The sequence below is a fragment of the Flavobacterium sp. genome, from assembly GCF_032153895.1.
Taxonomy (GTDB): domain Bacteria; phylum Bacteroidota; class Bacteroidia; order Flavobacteriales; family Flavobacteriaceae; genus Flavobacterium.
The window spans coordinates 126,772-146,373 of sequence record NZ_JALDYN010000002.1; the positions used below are offsets into that span (position 1 = coordinate 126,772).

Annotated in this window: 21 protein-coding genes; 10 read left to right on the forward strand and 11 right to left on the reverse strand. The window is 38.1% G+C overall.

Features of this window, described 5'->3' with window-relative positions:
• Nucleotides 1-72 precede the first annotated feature (72 nt).
• Complete coding sequence (locus tag RUH60_RS01730; RefSeq protein ID WP_313804490.1) at nt 73-1,431, forward strand: LysM peptidoglycan-binding domain-containing protein; 1,359 nt, start codon at nt 73-75, stop codon at nt 1,429-1,431.
• Here RUH60_RS01730 and RUH60_RS01735 read toward each other — a convergent pair.
• From RUH60_RS01735 to RUH60_RS01745, 3 genes are all read right to left on the reverse strand, one after another.
• Entirely contained in the window at nt 1,424-1,948 is a 525-nt protein-coding gene (locus tag RUH60_RS01735; protein ID WP_313804493.1) for a GNAT family N-acetyltransferase, read from the reverse strand. The genes RUH60_RS01730 and RUH60_RS01735 overlap by 8 nt on opposite strands.
• Nucleotides 1,949-2,026: 78 nt before the next feature.
• Complete coding sequence (locus tag RUH60_RS01740; protein WP_313804496.1) at nt 2,027-3,475, reverse strand: glyceraldehyde-3-phosphate dehydrogenase; 1,449 nt, start codon at nt 3,473-3,475, stop codon at nt 2,027-2,029.
• Between the two features lie 127 nt (nt 3,476-3,602).
• Nucleotides 3,603-4,994: a S1C family serine protease gene (locus RUH60_RS01745; protein ID WP_313804499.1), complete on the reverse strand. Its 1,392-nt coding sequence runs from the start codon at nt 4,992-4,994 to the stop codon at nt 3,603-3,605.
• Between the two features lie 132 nt (nt 4,995-5,126).
• On the opposite strand from RUH60_RS01745, the gene dapF reads away from it, so the two are divergent.
• From dapF to RUH60_RS01770, 5 genes are all read left to right on the forward strand, one after another.
• On the forward strand, nt 5,127-5,909 hold the full coding sequence (gene dapF / locus RUH60_RS01750; RefSeq protein ID WP_313804502.1) for a diaminopimelate epimerase: 783 nt from the start codon (nt 5,127-5,129) through the stop codon (nt 5,907-5,909).
• A gap of 9 nt (nt 5,910-5,918) precedes the next feature.
• Nucleotides 5,919-6,449 (forward strand): GNAT family N-acetyltransferase, encoded by a 531-nt coding sequence (locus RUH60_RS01755; RefSeq protein WP_313804505.1) that lies wholly within the window; start codon nt 5,919-5,921, stop codon nt 6,447-6,449.
• A 3-nt stretch (nt 6,450-6,452) separates the two neighbouring features.
• On the forward strand, nt 6,453-7,493 hold the full coding sequence (gene mltG / locus RUH60_RS01760) for an endolytic transglycosylase MltG (protein WP_313804508.1): 1,041 nt from the start codon (nt 6,453-6,455) through the stop codon (nt 7,491-7,493).
• Nucleotides 7,494-7,495: 2 nt separating this feature from the next.
• On the forward strand, nt 7,496-8,416 hold the full coding sequence (locus tag RUH60_RS01765; RefSeq protein WP_313804511.1) for a DUF2279 domain-containing protein: 921 nt from the start codon (nt 7,496-7,498) through the stop codon (nt 8,414-8,416).
• 98 nt (nt 8,417-8,514) lie between these two features.
• The gene (locus RUH60_RS01770; protein ID WP_313804514.1) at nt 8,515-9,156 is read left to right on the forward strand and encodes a peptidoglycan-binding protein LysM; all 642 of its coding nucleotides are present in this window, start codon (nt 8,515-8,517) and stop codon (nt 9,154-9,156) included.
• Here the strand turns inward: RUH60_RS01770 and RUH60_RS01775 are convergent.
• Genes RUH60_RS01775 through dnaA form a run of 3 tightly spaced genes read right to left on the reverse strand, consistent with a single transcriptional unit; the run spans nt 9,153 to nt 11,767 of the window.
• The gene (locus RUH60_RS01775; protein WP_313804517.1) at nt 9,153-9,869 is read right to left on the reverse strand and encodes an SAM-dependent methyltransferase; all 717 of its coding nucleotides are present in this window, start codon (nt 9,867-9,869) and stop codon (nt 9,153-9,155) included. The genes RUH60_RS01770 and RUH60_RS01775 overlap by 4 nt on opposite strands.
• A gap of 1 nt (nt 9,870) precedes the next feature.
• Nucleotides 9,871-10,338, reverse strand: a complete 468-nt coding sequence (locus RUH60_RS01780; protein WP_313804519.1) for a low molecular weight protein-tyrosine-phosphatase — start codon at nt 10,336-10,338, stop codon at nt 9,871-9,873.
• 1 nt (nt 10,339) lies between these two features.
• The gene (gene dnaA, locus RUH60_RS01785) at nt 10,340-11,767 is read right to left on the reverse strand and encodes a chromosomal replication initiator protein DnaA (protein WP_313804522.1); all 1,428 of its coding nucleotides are present in this window, start codon (nt 11,765-11,767) and stop codon (nt 10,340-10,342) included.
• Between the two features lie 189 nt (nt 11,768-11,956).
• Here dnaA and RUH60_RS01790 point away from each other — a divergent pair, with 189 nt between their 5' ends.
• Nucleotides 11,957-12,361, forward strand: a complete 405-nt coding sequence (locus RUH60_RS01790) for a thioesterase family protein (protein WP_313804525.1) — start codon at nt 11,957-11,959, stop codon at nt 12,359-12,361.
• 2 nt (nt 12,362-12,363) lie between these two features.
• Here RUH60_RS01790 and RUH60_RS01795 read toward each other — a convergent pair whose 3' ends face one another.
• Genes RUH60_RS01795 through ribD form a run of 3 tightly spaced genes read right to left on the reverse strand, consistent with a single transcriptional unit; the run spans nt 12,364 to nt 14,616 of the window.
• Nucleotides 12,364-13,011, reverse strand: a complete 648-nt coding sequence (locus RUH60_RS01795) for an IMPACT family protein (RefSeq protein ID WP_409559644.1) — start codon at nt 13,009-13,011, stop codon at nt 12,364-12,366.
• A complete protein-coding gene (locus tag RUH60_RS01800; protein WP_313804528.1) occupies nt 12,980-13,579 on the reverse strand; it encodes an HAD family phosphatase in 600 nt (199 codons plus the stop codon). Before RUH60_RS01800 ends, RUH60_RS01795 begins: the two co-directional genes overlap by 32 nt.
• On the reverse strand, nt 13,576-14,616 hold the full coding sequence (gene ribD / locus RUH60_RS01805; protein ID WP_313804531.1) for a bifunctional diaminohydroxyphosphoribosylaminopyrimidine deaminase/5-amino-6-(5-phosphoribosylamino)uracil reductase RibD: 1,041 nt from the start codon (nt 14,614-14,616) through the stop codon (nt 13,576-13,578). Before ribD ends, RUH60_RS01800 begins: the two co-directional genes overlap by 4 nt.
• Before the next feature lie 27 nt (nt 14,617-14,643).
• Between ribD and RUH60_RS01810 the strand changes: the two genes are divergently transcribed.
• Both RUH60_RS01810 and prmC read left to right on the forward strand, forming a co-directional pair.
• Complete coding sequence (locus RUH60_RS01810) at nt 14,644-15,129, forward strand: GNAT family N-acetyltransferase (RefSeq protein WP_313804533.1); 486 nt, start codon at nt 14,644-14,646, stop codon at nt 15,127-15,129.
• Between the two features lie 32 nt (nt 15,130-15,161).
• The gene (prmC, locus tag RUH60_RS01815) at nt 15,162-16,019 is read left to right on the forward strand and encodes a peptide chain release factor N(5)-glutamine methyltransferase (protein ID WP_313804535.1); all 858 of its coding nucleotides are present in this window, start codon (nt 15,162-15,164) and stop codon (nt 16,017-16,019) included.
• On the opposite strand, the gene RUH60_RS01820 is transcribed toward prmC, so the two are convergent.
• On the reverse strand, nt 16,020-17,267 hold the full coding sequence (locus RUH60_RS01820; RefSeq protein WP_313804538.1) for an ABC transporter permease: 1,248 nt from the start codon (nt 17,265-17,267) through the stop codon (nt 16,020-16,022).
• 239 nt (nt 17,268-17,506) lie between these two features.
• Here RUH60_RS01820 and hisS point away from each other — a divergent pair, with 239 nt between their 5' ends.
• Nucleotides 17,507-18,877, forward strand: coding sequence for a histidine--tRNA ligase (gene hisS, locus RUH60_RS01825; protein ID WP_313804541.1), 1,371 nt, complete (start codon nt 17,507-17,509; stop codon nt 18,875-18,877).
• Between the two features lie 31 nt (nt 18,878-18,908).
• Here the strand turns inward: hisS and RUH60_RS01830 are convergent, their stop codons facing one another.
• Nucleotides 18,909-19,586 (reverse strand): dienelactone hydrolase family protein, encoded by a 678-nt coding sequence (locus RUH60_RS01830; protein WP_313804543.1) that lies wholly within the window; start codon nt 19,584-19,586, stop codon nt 18,909-18,911.
• Nucleotides 19,587-19,602 lie beyond the last annotated feature (16 nt).

The following is a 19,602-nucleotide window of genomic DNA, read 5'->3' on the forward strand; positions in this document are numbered from 1 at the left end:
ATTTGTTGGGAGTTTTTTTATCTTGCCAAACCTTTCGAAAATTGGAATTTCGGTTCCCTCAATTATAAGCAGATGAAGTTGTTCAGATTTTTTACAATATTGTTTTTACTGGTTTCTACAATGGTTTTTTCTCAGGAGAAAATCAAGCACGTTGTTGTTAGTGGTGAATCGGTTTACAGTATTGCAAAAAAGTACAATGTTTCGGAAGCCGATATTTTTGAAGAAAATCCCAAGGCTAAAGGAATTCTAGCTCTGAATACGGTTTTATATATTCCGAAAAAATCAGCAAAATCAACGAAAGATTCTAAAAAACAAAATTCGTCCGGTGCTTCCCATAAAGTGGTTTCGGGAGAATCGTTGTACAGTATTGCTAAGAAATATGATACTTCGGTTGATAAAATGCGCGAGGTAAATCCGCAGTTAATTTCCGATAATTTACAATTAGGAGAACTGTTGTCCTTGCCCAAAGGGATCAAAAAACAAGAGGAAGAACAACTTTCTAAAACAGAAAAAAAGAAGATTGCTAAACTACAGAAGAAGTTACAAAAACACACTGTCGCTTCAGGAGAATCATTTTACGTGATAGCTAGAAAGTATAATGTTTCTGTTGATGAGTTGAAAAGCGTTAATCCGCAAATCGAAAACAATAAATTAGATGTAAAGGATATAATTTTTATCCCCGGAACTGAAAACATTGCAGAGGAAAAGGAAAGTGTTGTTGAAAGCAAAAAGACAGACATTTCAGAATCTAAGAAGGATAATTTAGCGAATCAAAATGCAGTTGTTCATGAGGTTGTGTCGAAAGAAACCAAATACGGTATTTCAAAGCGTTATGGTATTTCTATCGCACAATTGGAAAAGTTAAATCCACACATCGCTAACGGATTGGAAATTGGTCAGCGACTTGTTGTAAAAGAAGGAATTACTCCAATTGAAAGTCAAGTTGAGGTTGTTCAAACGGAATCTAAAAAAGAGGAAGAAGTTCGTGAATCTGTAAGTAATTCAAATGATGAAACATCTTCTCTGTCATTATCTGCAGATGCAGCCGAGAAAGCCGATTTTTTAATTGCCAAAGCTTCTGAAAACATGGGCGTTCGTTACCGAAGTGGTGGAACTGATAGGAGTGGTTTTGATTGCTCCGGATTGATGTTCGTTACTTATAAAAATATTGATATAACCTTACCGCGTTCGTCATCGGATATGGCGGCTAATGCAGGTGTTGAGGTGAGTAAAAGTCAAGCGCAAAAAGGCGATTTGATTTTCTTTACCACAAGAGGAAGAGCAATTGGTCACGTTGGTATGGTCACGGAAGTTTTAGACGATGAAATTAAATTTATACATTCTTCAACAAGTTCCGGAGTAATAATTTCTTCTACAAAAGAAGCGTATTATGCGAAGCGTTTTGTGCAGATAAACCGCGTACTTAATTAACCCAAGCTTCTTTTTTGATGGTGTATTCGAAGTTTAATTTTTCGGGTTCGCCATGATAAGCTACTTCAATTTCTCGTGTTTTTATAGCGCCAAGTTTTTCAATCGCTTTTTGAGAACGGATATTTTGTGCGCCGATATGAAAATGAACTTTTTCAACAAACTGAAAAGCGTACTCTAACATTAGTTTTTTTACCTGCGGATTATAAGTTGAACCCCAATACTTTCTTCCATAAAAGGTATAACCGATTAAAATGCTTTTTTCATCTGAATTGAAATCGTAAAACCGTGTGCTTCCGATGATTTCGTTCGAATGTTTGTCAATAATTTTAAAAGCACCGCCAGATTTTATTGCGCCTTCAAAAAATGTTTGAAAAACATCTCTTTTATAGCGGTCTTTGTTCGGATGTTGCTCCCAAATTAATGGATCAGAAGCGACTTGAAACAATTCTTCAAAATCAGATTCTTTAAGCGGAGGCAATAGTATAGTCTCGTTTTCTAAAATGGGTTGTAAATTCATAAAATAGCATTTGTTTAAAAATACAAAATCCGCCTCAATTTCTCGAAGCGGATTTATTATTTAGAGATATCGTATCTATTAATAGTACATGTAACGTCTTACTTTAGCAATGTATTTTGCCAAACGGATAACCTGATGACTATAACCATACTCGTTGTCATACCATACATACATTACCACATTTTTACCATCGGCAGAAACGATTGTAGCATTGCTGTCAAAAATGGCAGGAGCCGAAGTTCCAACGATATCTGAAGATACTAATTCATTGTTTAAAGAATATTTAATTTGCTCTACAAGGTTACCTTCCAAAGCGTATTTCTTCATGATGGCGTTCAAATCTTCTCTTGAAGTTTCTTTACCTACTTCCAAGTTAAGAACCACTAACGAACCGTTTGGAACCGGTACACGAATTGCATTGGAAGTTAATTTTCCTGCTAAGCTAGGTAATGCTTTTGCAACAGCACTTCCAGCTCCCGTTTCCGTAATTACCATGTTTAACGCTGCTGCTCTACCACGACGGTATTTTTTGTGCATGTTGTCAACCAAGTTTTGGTCGTTTGTATACGCGTGAATAGTTTCCAAATGTCCTTTAACAACACCTAAAGTTTCTTCGATAGCAGCTAAAACAGGCGTAATGGCATTGGTTGTACAAGAAGCTGCAGACCAGATTTTAACTTCATCCGGGTTGTAGTTTTCGTGATTTACTCCGTAAACGATATTCGGAACACCTTTTCCTGGAGCTGTTAATAAAACTTTATCAGCACCTTTTGAAGTTAAGTGACGACTTAAAGCTTCTTCCGTTGTGAAAGCACCTGTATTATCAATAATTAAAGCGTCGTTAATTCCGTAAGCGGTATAATCGATTTCTTCCGGAGAATTTGCTGTAATGATATGAACCGAAGCTCCGTTGATAATCAAAGCGTTGTTTTCCACATCTGCAGAAACAGAACCTTCGAAATCACCGTGAACTGAATCGTAACGTAATAAAGACGCGCGTTTTTCTAATAAAACAGCATCACTCTTATCTCTGGTAACGATAGCACGCAAACGCAATTGTTGTCCTTTTCCAACTTTTGCCATCATTTCGCGAGCTAATAAACGTCCGATACGACCAAATCCGTATAAAACCACATCTTTAGGTTTGATTTCAGAAGTGTCTTTAGCCAATCTTAATTTGTCAATAACGAAAGCCGTTGCATCGTTGTATTTGTCGTCTTCTAAATGGTATTCGTATGTTAATTTACCGATATCAATTCTTGAAGGCGGTAAATCTAAAGCCTGAATGGCACGAGCAATTTCCACAGAATCAAAAACATTGATTGGTTTCTGAACAAATTCCACAGCATATTCGTGTAAATTGATGATGTCACTAACATTGCGGTCAATCAACTGATTGCGGAAAAGTACCAATTCAATAGATTTATCATACCATAAATCGCTGATAATCTTGATTAATTCTACACCGGCTCTTCTTCTGTCTGCCTGAAAAGCCAATTCTTTTTCGTATAAAGCGGAATTGTTCATGTGTTATTTTGTGTTGTTAAAATTTGGTGCAAAAATATTGATTTTTAATCAGATTGCCGAAAAAATAGTGGTGAAATTAAATAAAAAAGTCAGCCTGAAAAAGCTGACTTTGTATCGTTTGAGGTTTTTAAAGGATCATCTGAAGTCGTTCTCCGGCTTGTGTGATCACTTCAACACGGAACTTCTGATTGTTGGATTTGGCATTCAGAATTCTTGAAGCCTGATCCATCGAATTTACTTTTACGCCATCAATTCTTAAAATCACACTGCCTTTCAATACATCGGCATATTCCAGATAGTTTTCATTGGTGATGTCTTTGATTTTTACACCTTCGTTTACACGGAAGCGTTTTTTGTCGGCCGCATCCAAATCTTCAAATTCGAAACCATTATAATCTACGTTAACTAATTCGCGTTTTGTCAAGCGTACCGGAATCGTTTTCTGGTTTCCGTCACGAAGAATTCCAACCTGAATCAAATCGTTCGGGCGTTTTGAATTTACATAAGAAGTTAAATCCGCATAACCGTTTACAGCCTGATTGTCTAACTTCACAATGATGTCACCTTTACGTAAACCAGCTTGTTCCGCTCCTGAATTTTTAGAAACCGAATTGATGTAAAAACCTTGTGTCTGTTTCACCCCGAATTCTTTTGCAGCGATACTGTTCAATTCACCACCTTCGACACCTAAAACACCGCGTTGAACGTTGCCGTATTCCATTAAATCTTCTATGATTTTTCTGGTGATATTGGACGGAACTGCAAACGAATATCCTGCGTAACTTCCGGTTGGAGAAGAAATCATCGTATTGATTCCGACCAATTCTCCACGAGTGTTCACTAAAGCGCCACCACTGTTTCCAGGGTTTACAGCAGCATCAGTTTGAATGAAAGATTGGATTCCGTCTTTACTTAAATTTCTCGCTTTCGCCGAAACAATTCCAGCCGTTACTGTCGAGTTTAAGTTGTACGGATTTCCAACCGCTAAAACCCATTCACCAACGCGCATGCTATCGGAATTTCCAAAAGTAGCATAAGGTAGTTTTTCATCGGCGGTAACTTTTAAAAGCGCAACATCCATTTTGCTGTCGGTTCCAACCAATTTTGCTTTGTACGATTTGTTGTTGTTCAACGTGATTTCTAATTCGGTAGCATTTTGGATGACGTGGTTGTTGGTTACAATGTAGCCGTCTTCCGAAATAATCACACCCGAACCGGTTCCAACCTGAGTTTGCTGTTGTCCACCGCGATAGCCGTAAAAATATTCCATAATCGGATTGGACGGAAGTTCGGAAACCGAAACATTCTTCACGTGAACCACATAATGCACGGCATTTTCGGCGGCAGTTGTAAAATCTACTGATTCGGCACCTAATCCAACATTTCTGGTAAAGTTATCTGCAGCAACAGAAAGTTTGCTTTTTGAACCTGAATTTTCGTCAAAAAACAATTTGTATGCCCCAAGCGTAATTGTTCCGCTTAACAGAGATACCAACAATAAGCTTGAAAATTTATTCATAATATAAAGTATGTTTAATTATTTAACAGTAAAATTAAAAAGTTCCGCAATTCAAAAAAATGGTTTAACGCCCGTTTAACAGAGTTTAACGTGTTGTTAATATTTGTATTTTTGTATTTATTTGAAATTCAGATGCGCTATACCTTTTACAAATATCAGGGAACCGGAAACGACTTTGTTATGTTGGACAACCGTGATTTACAATTCCCCAAAAATGATACCAAACTCGTTGAAAGATTGTGTGATAGACGATTTGGAATCGGAGCCGATGGTTTAATTCTTTTGGAAAACGATGAGTCGACGGATTTTCGTATGGTTTATTATAACTCCGATGGTAACGAAAGTTCCATGTGCGGAAACGGCGGAAGATGTTTGGTGGCTTTTGCTAAAAAATTAGGAATTATCGCTACCGAAACCACTTTTATCGCTACGGATGGATTGCATTACGCAACGATTAACGATCAGGGAATTATCTCACTTCAGATGAAAGATGTAGATGAGGTTCAGCAGCGCGAGAATCATGTCTTTTTAAATACAGGTTCTCCACATCATGTTCAGATGGTGGAGGATTTACACATTTTCGATGTAAGAAACGAGGGTGCCAAAATCCGTTACGGCGAATTATACGGAAAAGCGGGAAGTAACATCAACTTTGTAGCGCAGAAAGAAGAAAATAAATTTGCCTTACGAACCTACGAAAGAGGCGTGGAAGACGAAACACTTTCTTGTGGAACCGGAGCCACAGCCGTAGCCATCGCTATGAAAGCCACTGGAAAAACAAATAGCTCGGTTATCGAATTGCAAGTAGAAGGCGGGACTTTGGAAGTGAGTTTCACGGAGAAAAATGGCTTTTATACCCATGTTTTTCTAAAAGGGCCGGCTACTTTTGTTTATTTTGGAGAAATCACAATATAAAACAATCCATTGATAACATTAAAAGGAAATACAGTTTACCTGCGTGCTCTCGAACCGGAAGATTTGGAGTTTGTCTATACTATTGAAAACGACGAATCCATTTGGGAAGTGAGCAATACGCAAACACCGTTTAGTAAATTTTTAATCCGACAGTATCTGGAAAATGCGCAGCAAGATATATACGAAGCTAAACAATTGCGTCTGGCTATCTGTAAAAGTGATTCCAATGCAACTGTTGGTCTGATTGATTTGTTCGACTTTGACCCCAGTAACCAAAGAGCCGGAATCGGAATTGTAATTCAAAATGCTGAAGACCGAAATCAAGGAATTGGAAAAGAAGCACTTGGGCTACTAATTGACTATTCCTTCAAACAATTGCAATTGCATCAACTTTATGCAAATATCGGTACTGAAAATGTCGCAAGTGTCAACCTTTTTACTAATTTTGGCTTCCGATGTGTAGGTGTTAAAAAGGATTGGATGCGTTTCCAGAACCGTTTCACCGACGAAGGACTATATCAACTAATTAACGACAAATAAATTTTGAACCCGAAAAGACTTGTTTCGCTTATATCGGTGGCTATTTTAGCAGTGGCTACGATTTTTGGAGTAGTGGTGTATCTGAAAGCTTTTACAGCCAATACGCAATTTAACGAAGAGGAAGTGTTTGTATACATTCCAACAAATTCTACCTATGAAGATGTAAAGAATATTGTGAAACCTTATGTGGCTGATTTGGATAAGTTTGCTTTTGTGGCGGAACGTCGCGGTTATGCTTCCAATGTGAATCCTGGGAAATTTTTGCTTACCAAAGGCATGAATACGTTTAGTATCGTTTCGTCTTTACGTCATAATGTTCCGGTGAAATTATCATTCAACAACCAAGAATCATTAGGGAAGTTGGTGCAACGCATGTCATCTCAAATCGAACCAGATAGTTTAACGTTAACTGAAGTTTTTACCGATTCAACTTTTATGGCAGAAAACGGTTTCAATAAAGAAACTGTTTTAGGAATGTTCATACCAAATACGTATGAGTTTTATTGGAACGTTTCGCCAACAAAATTCCGTGATAAATTAGCCAAAGAATACAGAAAATTTTGGAATGAAGAACGTACAGCTAAAGCTGCAACACTGGGATTAACCTCACAACAGGTTACTACATTGGCGGCTATCGTTCATAAAGAAACTGCTAAAGTTAGCGAACGCCCGAGAGTAGCGGGAGTATACCTGAACCGTTTAAAACAAGACATGCCGCTTCAGGCTGATCCGACGGTTATTTTTGCTATGAAAAAAGAATCCGGTGATTTTGATCAGGTTATCAAACGCGTTTTGTTTAATGACCTAAGAATCAATTCTCCGTATAATACATACATTCACACAGGTTTGCCTCCGGGACCAATTGCCATGCCTGATATTTCGGCTATTGATGCGGTTTTGGATGCTGAAAAACACGACTATATTTATTTCTGTGCCAGCGTGGAGAAAATTGGCTACCATGATTTTGCCTCTACCTACGAAGCCCATCAGGTGAATGCCAAAAAATATGCCGAGTGGGTAAGTAAGTTAGGGATTAACCGATAGTTTTGAATAAGATTCCAGTTTTTATTGTGTCATTTTTAGTTCTGTTTTTTTCATGGGACTTAAAGGCACAGTCGAAATTGGAATCTTTTTTTACACCTTCCGATTCTTTAAATCAGCCGAGAAAAAATGCAGTTTTTGCAACTGAAGGCGTCCTTTTGGGCGGAACTTTAATCGGTCTCAATCAAATCTGGTACAAAGATTATCCGAAATCGTCGTTCCATTTTAAGAATGATAACAATGATTGGTTGCAGATGGATAAAATCGGACATTTGTATTCCACCTATCATATCGGACGATTTGGAGCAGAAACTTTGGCTTGGTCAGGTGCTTCTGAACGGGAACAATTGCTTTACGGAGCTACTTTAGGATTTGCTTTTCTGACAACTGTTGAGGTTTTTGATGGATTTTCGCAAGAATGGGGTGCATCTTGGGGTGATGTGATTGCTAATGCTACCGGAACCGGCCTGTATGTTTCTCAGGAATTGCTTTGGAATGAACAACGAATTGTTTCGAAATTTTCTTTTCACCGAACCCGATATGCTAAACTTCGAGCGGATGCTCTCGGAAATGGCTTCAATGAAGAACTTCTGAAAGATTACAACGGACAAACCTATTGGTTGTCTGTCAATTTACATTCGTTTACAAAAGCTAAATTTATTCCAGAATGGTTTAATGTGGCTTTGGGTTACGGTGCCGATGGCATGATTTCCGGAAATGAAGACTCAATTCCACAAGAATTACTCGCAGAAAATCACAGAACTCGACAATTTTACCTCAGTCTGGATGTTGATTTGACCAAAATTAAGACAAAATCTTCCGTTTTGAAGACCGTTTTTTCAATTTTTAATACGGTAAAAATTCCAGCTCCCACTCTGGAAATCAGTTCGTTTGGACGAACAAAATGGCACCTTATCTACTTTTAGTAAAACTTTAACTACTTGATTTTCAGGTTAAATTTTTAAAACGTATCTTTGCAGCGTGTAATTTCACATCGGTGACAGCGGGTGAAGAAAACAAATTTATGACAAAAAAATGGACTTATTTTTTAGGACTGACACTTCTTATTACGTTAATCAGTTCTGGTTTTAAAGCATTCGAGCCTGAAAAATTAGAAGGGTTTCACGTAGGAGATGATGAGGTTATTAATTATTTAGTTCCTACCAAAGAAGAAACTGAAAAAGTGTACTACAATTTACCATTTACCGGTAAATCGTATGTAGGGTTTAAACAAGCCATAGCGATTAAAGAATCTCTTGGAAAATACAGATTAGTGAATACTTTTGGTTATATGGGGAAATACCAATTTGGGAAAAGTACACTGAGAACCATCGGAATTTACAATACCAATGAATTTCTAAAAAGTCCAAAATTACAGGAAAGAGCGTTTAAAGCGCTTTTAGCCCGTAACAAATGGGAATTGCGAAAAGAAATTCGTCGCTATGAAGGCAGAGTTATCAACGGCGTACGCATAACAGAATCCGGATTGTTGGCTGCAGCTCATTTAGGTGGAGCAGGTTCGGTGAAAAGTTATTTGCGAAGCAACGGTAGAAATGGCTTTACGGATGGTTTCGGAACCAACTTAAGAAGTTACATTAAAAGATTTGGAGGTTATGATACTTCCAATATCTTAGCCAATCCAAAAGCTAAAGTAAGGCTAGATTAATTCATTTTGTGAATGATAAAAAGACAAGGTCGGTTGTGTAAATCGACCTTATTTTTTTTCCACTGATTCACGGTTAGCGTTTTGATGAATTCGGTTGGAAGTGTGATATCACAAGCAATACATAAATGCGTGTTAGGCTGTAATATCTGCAATAAATCTTCTACTAATTTGTTATTGCGATACGGCGTTTCTATAAAAGATTGTGACTGATTTTTTTCAAAGGATAATCGTTCCAGTTGTTTCAAGGCCGATTTCTTCTCGGATTTATCAATCGGTAAATAGCCATTAAAAGCAAAACTTTGACCGTTCATTCCGGAAGCCATCATGGCTAAAAGGATAGAAGAAGGGCCAACCAAAGGAACAACCTGAATGCCTTTTTCGTGCGCCAATTTTACGATAACAGCTCCAGGATCGGCTACGCCAGGACATCCGGCTTCGCTCATCAATCCCATGTTTTTTCCTTCCAATAAAGGTTTGATGAATTGATAATGTTCGCTTTCTTCGGTATGTTTGTTTAAGGCAAAAAGCTTTAATTCTGGTTGTTTTTTTTCAGGCAATACACTTTTGATAAAGCGACGTGCCGTTTTTTCGTTTTCAACAATATAATCATCTAGCAGTTCGATGGTACGTTTTACGGTAACCGGTAATACTTCTTCAGGGTTCATTTCACCTAAAGTTGTCGGGATAAGATACAATTTTCCGTACGTGTTCATGTTACTGATGTTTTGATTTTAGTTTCTCCGCGATTACATTACAAACGTTGTCTAATAAATCGAATACGCTTTCAAAACCATCGGGTTCGCCGTAATAGGGATCCGGAACTTCTAAGTTTTGAGTGGGAAACGATTCGTTTAAAATTATCGAAACTTTTTCTTTTGCCAATTCGTTGGGTGCCAAGGCAATTACATTCTGATAATTGGAACGATCCATCACATAAATATAGTCAAAGGAATCGAAATCAGATTTTTTGAACTGACGCGCTCGCTGTTTGGAAATGTCCAGGCCTCTGTTTTTTGCAGTTACAATAGAACGTTTATCGGGTTGTTCGCCAGCGTGCCATCCACCGGTTCCGGCAGAATCCACTAAAAATAATTCGGAGGGTAATTTAGATTGTAAGATGCCTTCTGCTAAAGGGGAACGACAAATATTCCCCAAGCAGACCATAAGTATTTTTACAGGCATTTTATAATGATAACTTTTTGTGGATGTCTTCCACGTATTTTTTGAATTGTTTGTCAGTCGAAACTAAATTGTCAACAGTTTTACAAGCGTGAAGCACTGTGGCGTGGTCACGATCTCCAATTTGTGAGCCAATGGTTGCTAAAGATGATTTTGTAAATTTCTTAGCAAAGAACATCGCTAACTGACGCGCCTGAACCACATCGCGTTTTCTAGTTTTCGACTGAAGCGTTTCAATATCCAATTGGAAATAATCCGAAACGATTTTCTGAATGTAATCGATTGAAACTTCGCGTTTTACATTTTTAACGAACTTCTCAACAACCTGCTTAGCAAGTTCTATGGTAACTTCGCGACGGTTGAACGACGATTGGGCAATTAAGGAAATAATAGCACCTTCCAGTTCGCGAATGTTGGTTTTGATGTTTTTAGCAACGTATTCGATAATATCTTCCGGCATTTCCACACCATCACGGAACAAAATGTTTTTCAAAATTGCCACACGGGTTTCGTAATCCGGTTGCTGAATTTCAGCAGATAATCCCCATTTGAAACGGGAAAGCAAACGCTGTTCGATATCCTGCATGTCTACCGGTGCTTTGTCGGAAGTTAAAATAACCTGTTTTCCGTTTTGGTGTAAGTAATTAAAGATGTGGAAGAAAACGTCTTGTGTTCCTGCTTTTCCGGAAAGGAATTGCACATCATCAATAATCAATACATCAATTAATTGGTAAAAATGGATGAAATCGTTTCTTGTGTTTTTCTTAACCGAATCGGTGTATTGTTGTGTAAACACTTCGGCAGAAATATAAAGAACCGTTTTTTCAGGATGCTTTTCTTTAATGTCAACCCCAATAGCGTGTGCTAAGTGGGTTTTTCCTAAACCTACACCACCAAAAAACAATAACGGATTGAAAGAAGTTCCTCCTGGTTTATTCGCAACTGCCATACCGGCTGAACGCGCTAAACGGTTGGATTCACCTTCTAAGAAATTGTCGAAATTGTAATTCGAGTTTAATTGAGATTCAATTTTAACATTACGGATTCCTGGAATCACAAACGGATTTTTCAACTCCGGATTTTTGTTCTGAATCGGAGCATCAACTTCCTGTGGTTTTACCGCAGCATGATTGTTACTTGGTAACTGTTCCGTAAACGGAAGTTTGTTGCCAAGTTTGTTCTCCATTTTGATTTTATAAAGTAACTTTGCGCCTTGTCCCAGTTCTTTGGTAAGTGCTACTTTAAGTAATTTAACGTAATGTTCTTCCAGCCATTCGTAAAAGAATTTACTTGGTACCTGAATATACAGCGTGTTGTCAGTAAGCTCAACTGCTTTTATCGGCTCGAACCAGGTCTTGTAGGCCTGATCCTGAATATTGTCTTTTATAAATAGAAGACAGTTATCCCATACCGATTGTGCAGTTTTGTTCATATATTCAAGCATAAATTTAGATTATTAAATATCCTACAAAAGTTTTTTGAGGTTACTTTAACATGATTCGGGAAGACAAATATGTGGACAAATTTTTTCAAAAAAAAATCATTTTGATATTGATTTTTATAAAAAAAAATTGTAGGGGTTTTTAAATAATTATTTAGAATAAATTAACATAAAATTAATATGAAAAATTACGAGTTTCAGGTGCGGGTTCGTTACGCGGAAACAGACCAGATGGGAGTGGTTTATCACGGAAATTATGCCCAGTATTTTGAGATGGGACGCGTGGAATGGCTAAGAAATCTGGGGGTTTCCTATAAATGGATGGAAGAAAACGGTGTCATGCTTCCGGTAGTTTCGCTTTCCATGAATTATAAAAAACCGGCTCGATACGATGATTTGCTGACGGTGCGAACCATCTTTAAAAGTCAGACCTCTGTTAAGATAGAATTTGACTATGAAATCCTTAACGAAAAGGGTGAGTTATTAACAATTGGGAACTCAATTTTAGTGTTTGTGGATATGAAAACCGGACGTCCAATTTTACCACCCGAATACATTACAGAAAAGTTAAGTGCATTGGTATAAAATTATTCTTTAACTAGAATCTCCACCTCATACAAATTAGAAAAAGTGTCGAAAATCATTTCGGCATTTTTTTTTCGGGTCGCGATTTCGATTTCGCAACTCATTTCCATTTTTTGAGCAATGATATCCAGGTTTTTTTCTTTGATGACCCGCATCACTTTATTCATGTTTTTGTAATCGAAACGAATCAGATAATGAATGTTGATGGTTTTCTCGATGATGTCTGAAATCTCCAAAGCCATCTGTGCTGCGGTTTTGTAAGCTGTAATCAAACCGCCAACGCCCAATTTTACGCCGCCAAAATAACGAACAACCACAACTAATACATTGGTAACTTCAAAGGATTGAATTTGTCCGTAGATGGGCATGCCAGCAGAATTGTTCGGTTCGCCATCGTCATTGGCACGATATTGGATTTTTTCTGTACCTAATTGAAAGGCGTAGCACCAATGTCTGGCCGAGAAATGTTGCTTTCTTAAATCGTCTAAAATGGTTTTGATTTCTTCTTCCGAGGTAACCGGATAGGCATAACCGAAAAACTTGCTGTTTTTTTCTTTATAGAGTACTTCTTCCGATGGGGAAGCTAATGTTTTATACGAATCCAGTTCCAAGAGAATCTTACCAGTTTTTGTCCAACAAATCCACAACATCTTCTTTGCCTACTTCTAAATTCCAGACTTGTAGTCCTAAATTTGCAGCGACTTCGGTATTGTGTCGGTTATCGTCCACAAATAAAGTTTGCTTCGGATTCAGATTATGACGGTTAATGATGTAGTTAAAAATCTCAGGATCAGGCTTTCTCAAACCGATTTCATAAGAGAAGTATACTTTTTCGAAACATTGATAAAACTCACGACTGAAGGTCATGCCTACATTGTGTTCGAATCGGTCAATGTGAGTTTTGTCGGTGTTGCTGAGTAAAAACAAACGGTATTTATTCGATAAACGCTGCAAGAATTCCAAACGGTATAACGGAAAATCCAATAAAATGGAATTCCAGGCCGCACGGATTTCATCCAATTCCCGATCCGGGATGTAGCGCTGAAATCCTTTAAAAAAATCGATTTCGTCAATCTTTCCTTTTTCGTATCGTTTGTTCAGCATGTCTAGATCTTCATTCCAGCAAACCAAGCCTATTTTACGCATGTGATCAAACGGAGCTTCCTGGCTCAGATTGATGAAAACATTTCCGAAATCAAAAATAATAGTGTCAATCATAAGTTCTTGAAAATTAATAACGTGTCATCAAGAATCATTTCTTTATGTATTAAGTTACCCTGCAGTTTAGGCGAAAGCGTGCCTTCGGAAAAAAGCGGGTTTCCTTTAAATATTCTGGCTTCATCCCATAAATTGGCATCAATAAAGGTTTGAAGTGTTTGTTTGCCGCCTTCGATAATTACAGATTGAATTTCATGTTTGTACAATACAGTTGTAATTGTGTGTGCCAGCGAATTAGCAAAGTTACAATTTTCAAAAAAAATCAATCCGATATTTTCAGAATTTCGATTTTCGGTAAGAATAATCGTTTTTACGGAATTGTCTTTCACCTGATAATCGTCTGAAATTTTTTCGCTCCGATCTAAAATAACGCGAATGGGATTGTTGCCTTGCCAGTCGCGCGTGTCTAATTTAGGATTGTCGTCTAAAACGGTTTGCGTTCCGACTAAAATCGCCTGTTCTTCACTTCGCCATTTGTGCACCAGTTGTCGGGAATAAGAATTGGTTATCCAAACTGGTTTTTGTTCCGATTTTGTTTTCGGAGCAATGAATCCATCCGCGGATTCGGCCCACTTTAAAATAATGTAAGGTCTTTTCTGTTGATGAAAGGTAAAAAAGCGTTTGTTCAGTTCGTTGCATTCGTCTTCCAAAATGCCTACTGTTACGTTGATACCGGCTTCCATCAGTTTTTTGATACCGTTCCCGGCGACTTTCGCAAACGGGTCAATTGTTCCGATAACTACATTAGGAATCTTATGCTTGATGATTAAATCCGAGCAAGGTGGTGTTTTTCCGAAATGGCTACACGGTTCCAAACTCACGTAAATGGTAGCTTTGGAAAGTAAAGATTGGTCTTCAACGGAATTGATGGCATTTACTTCGGCATGTGCTTCACCAGCTTTTTTGTGCCAACCTTCACCGATGATTTTTCCATCATATACAATTACGCTGCCAACCAAAGGGTTCGGGTAAGTAGTTCCCAAGCCATTTTTAGCCAGTTCAATGCAGCGGTTCATGTATTTTTGATGTATCTTCACAGTGCAAAATTAAGTTATTTCTGAACAATGAGCGAAGTGATTCTAAGAGAAATACAAAAAGCGGATGATAGAGCCGTTGCTGCCGTAATTCGAAGTGTTTTGGAGGAGTTTGGTGTGCCGAAAGTGGGAACTGCTTATGCCGATCCGCAGTTGGATTGCATGTTTGAGACCTATTCCGAACCAAAATCGACTTATTTTGTAGTGGAAAAAGACGGGAAAATTATTGGCGGTGCCGGAATTGCGCCTTTGGCTAATGGTTCTTCAGAAGTTTGTGAGTTGCAGAAAATGTATTTCCTGTCTGAAACGCGCGGTTTGGGATTAGGAGCAAAGATGATGGAACTTTGTCTACAAAAAGCTAAAGAAATTGGTTTTCAGCAATGTTATTTGGAAACCATGCCGTACATGACTGCCGCTCAGCAATTGTATCAGAAATCCGGATTTACCTATTTGGACAAGCCGATGGGTTTTACTGGTCATTCCGCTTGTCCGGTTTGGATGCTAAAAGACTTGTAATTCTTATTTTTGCCAACTAATTTGTTTTAACGATGCTTTTAAAAGAGTATAAATTCAATTTTCAACAGGAACTTCAATCGGTTTATGATGAACAGGAAATCGATAGTTTTTTTTATATTCTTTTGGAAGCTTTTCACGACATGAAACGTGTCGATTTGGTGCTTCAGCACGATTTTGAACTCGACGGCATGCAGTTGTTACAATGGGAAACGGTTCTGGATCAATTGAAAAAGCAAAAACCAATTCAGTACATTTTAGGCGAAACGGAATTTTACGGCTTGCCATTTTATGTGAACGAGAACACCTTGATTCCAAGACCGGAAACGGAAGAATTAGTTGATTGGATAATTACCGAAAATTTAAAGATTGAAAAATTTAAAGATTTAAAGATTCTTGATGTGGGAACTGGATCCGGTTGTATTGCCATTTCGTTAGCCAAAAACCTTCCGAATGCAAAAGTCTATGCGATGGATGTTTCCGAAAAAGCTTTAGAAATTGCCCGAAAAAATGCCAAACGCAACGAAGTGACAATTGAATTTCTTCACCAAAGCATTTTAGAAACCGAAGATTTGTTGCAATCGTTCGACATTATTGTTTCCAATCCGCCTTATGTTCGGAACCTTGAAAAAGAGGAAATTGAAAAGAATGTTTTGGATTTTGAGCCACATTTAGCATTATTTGTAGAAGATCACGACGCGTTACTTTTTTACCGTAAAATAACAGAATTGGCTGCAAATAATCTTCCAACAAACGGACAATTGTACTTCGAAATCAATCAGTATTTGGGAAATGATATGGTGGAATTACTTCAAAAAAATAATTTTCGACAGATTGAATTGCGAAAAGATATTTACGGCAACGACCGAATGCTATTCGGAAGAAAACTCTAATTATTCGTAACGCAAAGCTTCCACCGGATCCAATTTCGATGCTTTAATCGCCGGATACAAACCTGAAAATAAGGCGACTACCAAAGATGTAATCACAGCCGCAAAAATCGCCATCCAAGGAATAGAGAAGCTAAATCCAATAGCAGCCGACAATCCAAATCCGATTAAAACGCCGAGGATAATTCCAACCAAACCGCCTAATTGTCCAATCACTAAGGTTTCGGTGAAAAATTGCCAAGCGATAGTGGTACGTTTTGCACCAAGCGATTTTCGAACGCCAATTTCACGCGTACGCTCTGTTACGGAAACCAACATGATGTTCATTAGAGCAATAGAGGAACCGAAAACGGTAATAATTCCAATTACCCAAGCGCTAATTCCTAAAACTTCGGTATTGGATAATAAGGTGTTGATTAACTCATCGCTGCGTTCTACACCAAAATTATTTTCTTCCACCGGATTGAGTTTTCGGACTCTTCGCATGGTAATGGTAGCGTTATCCACAGCCTGATTCATCAAATCTTTATTGGCAATCATGATGCTCAAATCGTAGTTGATGTTAGGTGCCGAAAACAACGAACGAGCAATCTGAATCGGAATCAAAACCCTAAAATCCTGACTGCTGCCAAAGGTTGAGCCTTTTTCTTTCAACACACCAATTACTTTAAACTTCGCGCCGCGAATTGAAATCGTTTTGTCCAGCGGATTTCCATCTTTGAACAAATCCTTGTCCACATCCGAACCTAAAACACAAACGAAATTATTGTTTTCGACATCGAAACCGGTGAAATTTCGACCTTTCGTAACTTCCAATCCTTTGTTAGGCAGGAAAACTTCATCTACACCAACCACGGAAACTTTCGGGTCGGTTTTGTCGGATTCATATTTAATTTCCGCTGTAGAAGTTGCGGTAAACGAAATCGAAGTCGATGTAAACGGATAATCGTATTTGTCTTTAAATTCTTTAACCTGCGGATAATTGATAATCGGATTGATTTTCTGCTCGCCATCACCCTGACGCATCTGTGCCGAAAAATCATACTGACTAATGGAAAACGTGTTGGCGCCCATCGAAGCAAAATCCTTCATAATGGTGTTCTCCAAAGCAGAAACTAAAGTCAAGATTCCCACCAAAGCCGTGATTCCGATAGCGATGATTAGAATGGTTAAAATGGTACGCAATAAATTCGTTCTGATGGAATCGATTGCAATTTTGGTGTTTTCTCTAAATAGTCCGGCTTTTCCCATGATAGCAATTTGTCACTAAATTAGGCGTTTTGTTACAAGTTTCCTGCAACAGATTTACGAAATTCTTGAAAAAGTAAGATATTTGCAAAGTATTTGGAGCGAAACTTCAGGTTTTTATCAGGATACGCAGTTCCCGCTTTCCGCACTACAAGGTAGTTGCTGCAATCGGGGCTAGAAGAAAAACTATTGGTTTGTTTGGTAAGTTACCGAATAACCCAATCAACAAATCGAAAATTAAAATGGCTCAAAAACCAAGCATTCCAAAAGGAACTCGTGATTTTTCACCACAAGAAGTGGCAAAGCGCAACTATATTTTTTCTATCATCAAATCTAATTTTGAAAAATTCGGGTATCAGCCAATTGAAACGCCGACATTTGAAAATTCAGAAACCTTAATGGGGAAATACGGTGAAGAAGGCGACCGCTTGATTTTTAAGATTTTGAATTCAGGAGATTATTTGGCAAAAGTAAATGAGACATTTTTGACTGAAAAAAACAGTTTGAAATTAACAACTCAAATCTCTGAAAAAGCGCTTCGCTACGATTTAACCGTTCCGTTTGCGCGTTATGTGGTGCAGCACCAAAACGAAATTGAATTTCCGTTCAAAAGATACCAAATTCAACCAGTTTGGCGTGCGGATCGTCCACAGAAAGGGCGTTTCAGAGAATTTTATCAGTGTGATGCCGATGTGGTTGGTTCCAATTCGTTATGGCAGGAAGTAGAATTGGTTCAGTTGTATGATAGTGTTTTTTCGACTTTAGGTTTAGAAGGAACGACAATTAAAATCAACAACAGGAAAATCCTTTCCGGAATTGCTGAAGTTATCGGCGCATCGGATAAATTAATCGATTTTACGGTTGCTTTAGATAAGTTAGATAAAATTGGCGAAGACGGCGTAAAGAAAGAAATGCTTGAAAAAGGTATTTCGGAAGCCGCTTTGGAAAAAGTACAGCCATTGTTCAACTTTACGGGAACAATTTCAGAGAAAATTGAAAAATTGTCTGCTTTGCTTTCTGCATCAGAGGAAGGTTTGAAAGGCGTTGAAGAGTTGAAATTCATTTGCGATAACATTGCTGCTTTAGGTTTAGATAAATCGATTTTAGATTTAGATGTAACCTTAGCTCGCGGCTTAAACTATTATACCGGAGCGATTTTCGAAGTGGCGGCACCAAAAACGGTAGCAATGGGTTCTATCGGTGGTGGTGGACGTTACGATGATTTGACCGGAATCTTCGGGTTGAAAAACATGAGCGGCGTTGGAATTTCATTCGGATTAGACCGAATTTATTTGGTTTTAGAAGAATTGAATCTTTTCCCTGAAACGGTAACTTCAACTTCAAAAGCGTTATTTTTAAATTTTGGTGATGCTGAAGCCTTATACTGCATGAAAGCGATTTCGGAATTACGGAAAGCAGGTGTCAAAGTAGAAATGTATCCGGATAATGCCAAAATCGGAAAACAATTCCAACACGCTGATAGACGAGGCATTCCTTATGCGGTAATTGTGGGTGGCGACGAAATTGCCAACAACCAATTTGCTTTGAAAGATTTAGCTTCCGGAGAACAGAAAAAAGTGAGTTTAGAAGAATTGAAAGAAATTCTGAATTAAATAGAAAAGCTGTCGTAACTGACAGCTTTTTTTATTGCTTTATTTGTTTGAAAAGCCAATCGTACATGGCATCTTCATGAAATAATCGTTCTACGTTGCTATGATTTCCGCCTGGAATAATCGTGAAAGTAACATCGGCATCGGGTTTACATTTTTTTATAGCATCAACCACTTTTTTGGATTCGGATAACCGTACTATAAAATCTTTATCGCCATGTTGAATCCAGAGTGGGAGCGTGGCCAATTTACAACCATCGGATACATTTCCACCGCCGCATATTGCAACAGCTGCAGTAATTTTATCAGCGTGTTTTCCTGCGAAATGTAAAGTGCCGTACGAGCCCAAACTCATACCGCAAACGTAAACGCGGGATAAATCCGTATTGTAATTTTTTTGGACATATTCCAGGAGCTGTAACACTTTGTCAGGATTCCATGAGCCCGATGCCAATTGAGGAGCAACAACGATTCCGGGTATTTTGCGCCCTCGCTCCATAGCTCTTAAAACGCCATAACGTTTCACGCGGTTTAAATCTGTACCGGATAAACTTTTGCCGTGCAGAAAAATTAAAACGGGTTGTTTTTCAGTTTTTTCATTTTCAGGAACCTGAATCCAAAACGGATAATCGGTTTCGCCAACCATGGTCTTAAGCTGCCCAAATAGGGAAGACGTGAAAATGATAAACAGAAAAGAAATAATTGCTTTCATACCGATAAATTAGAAT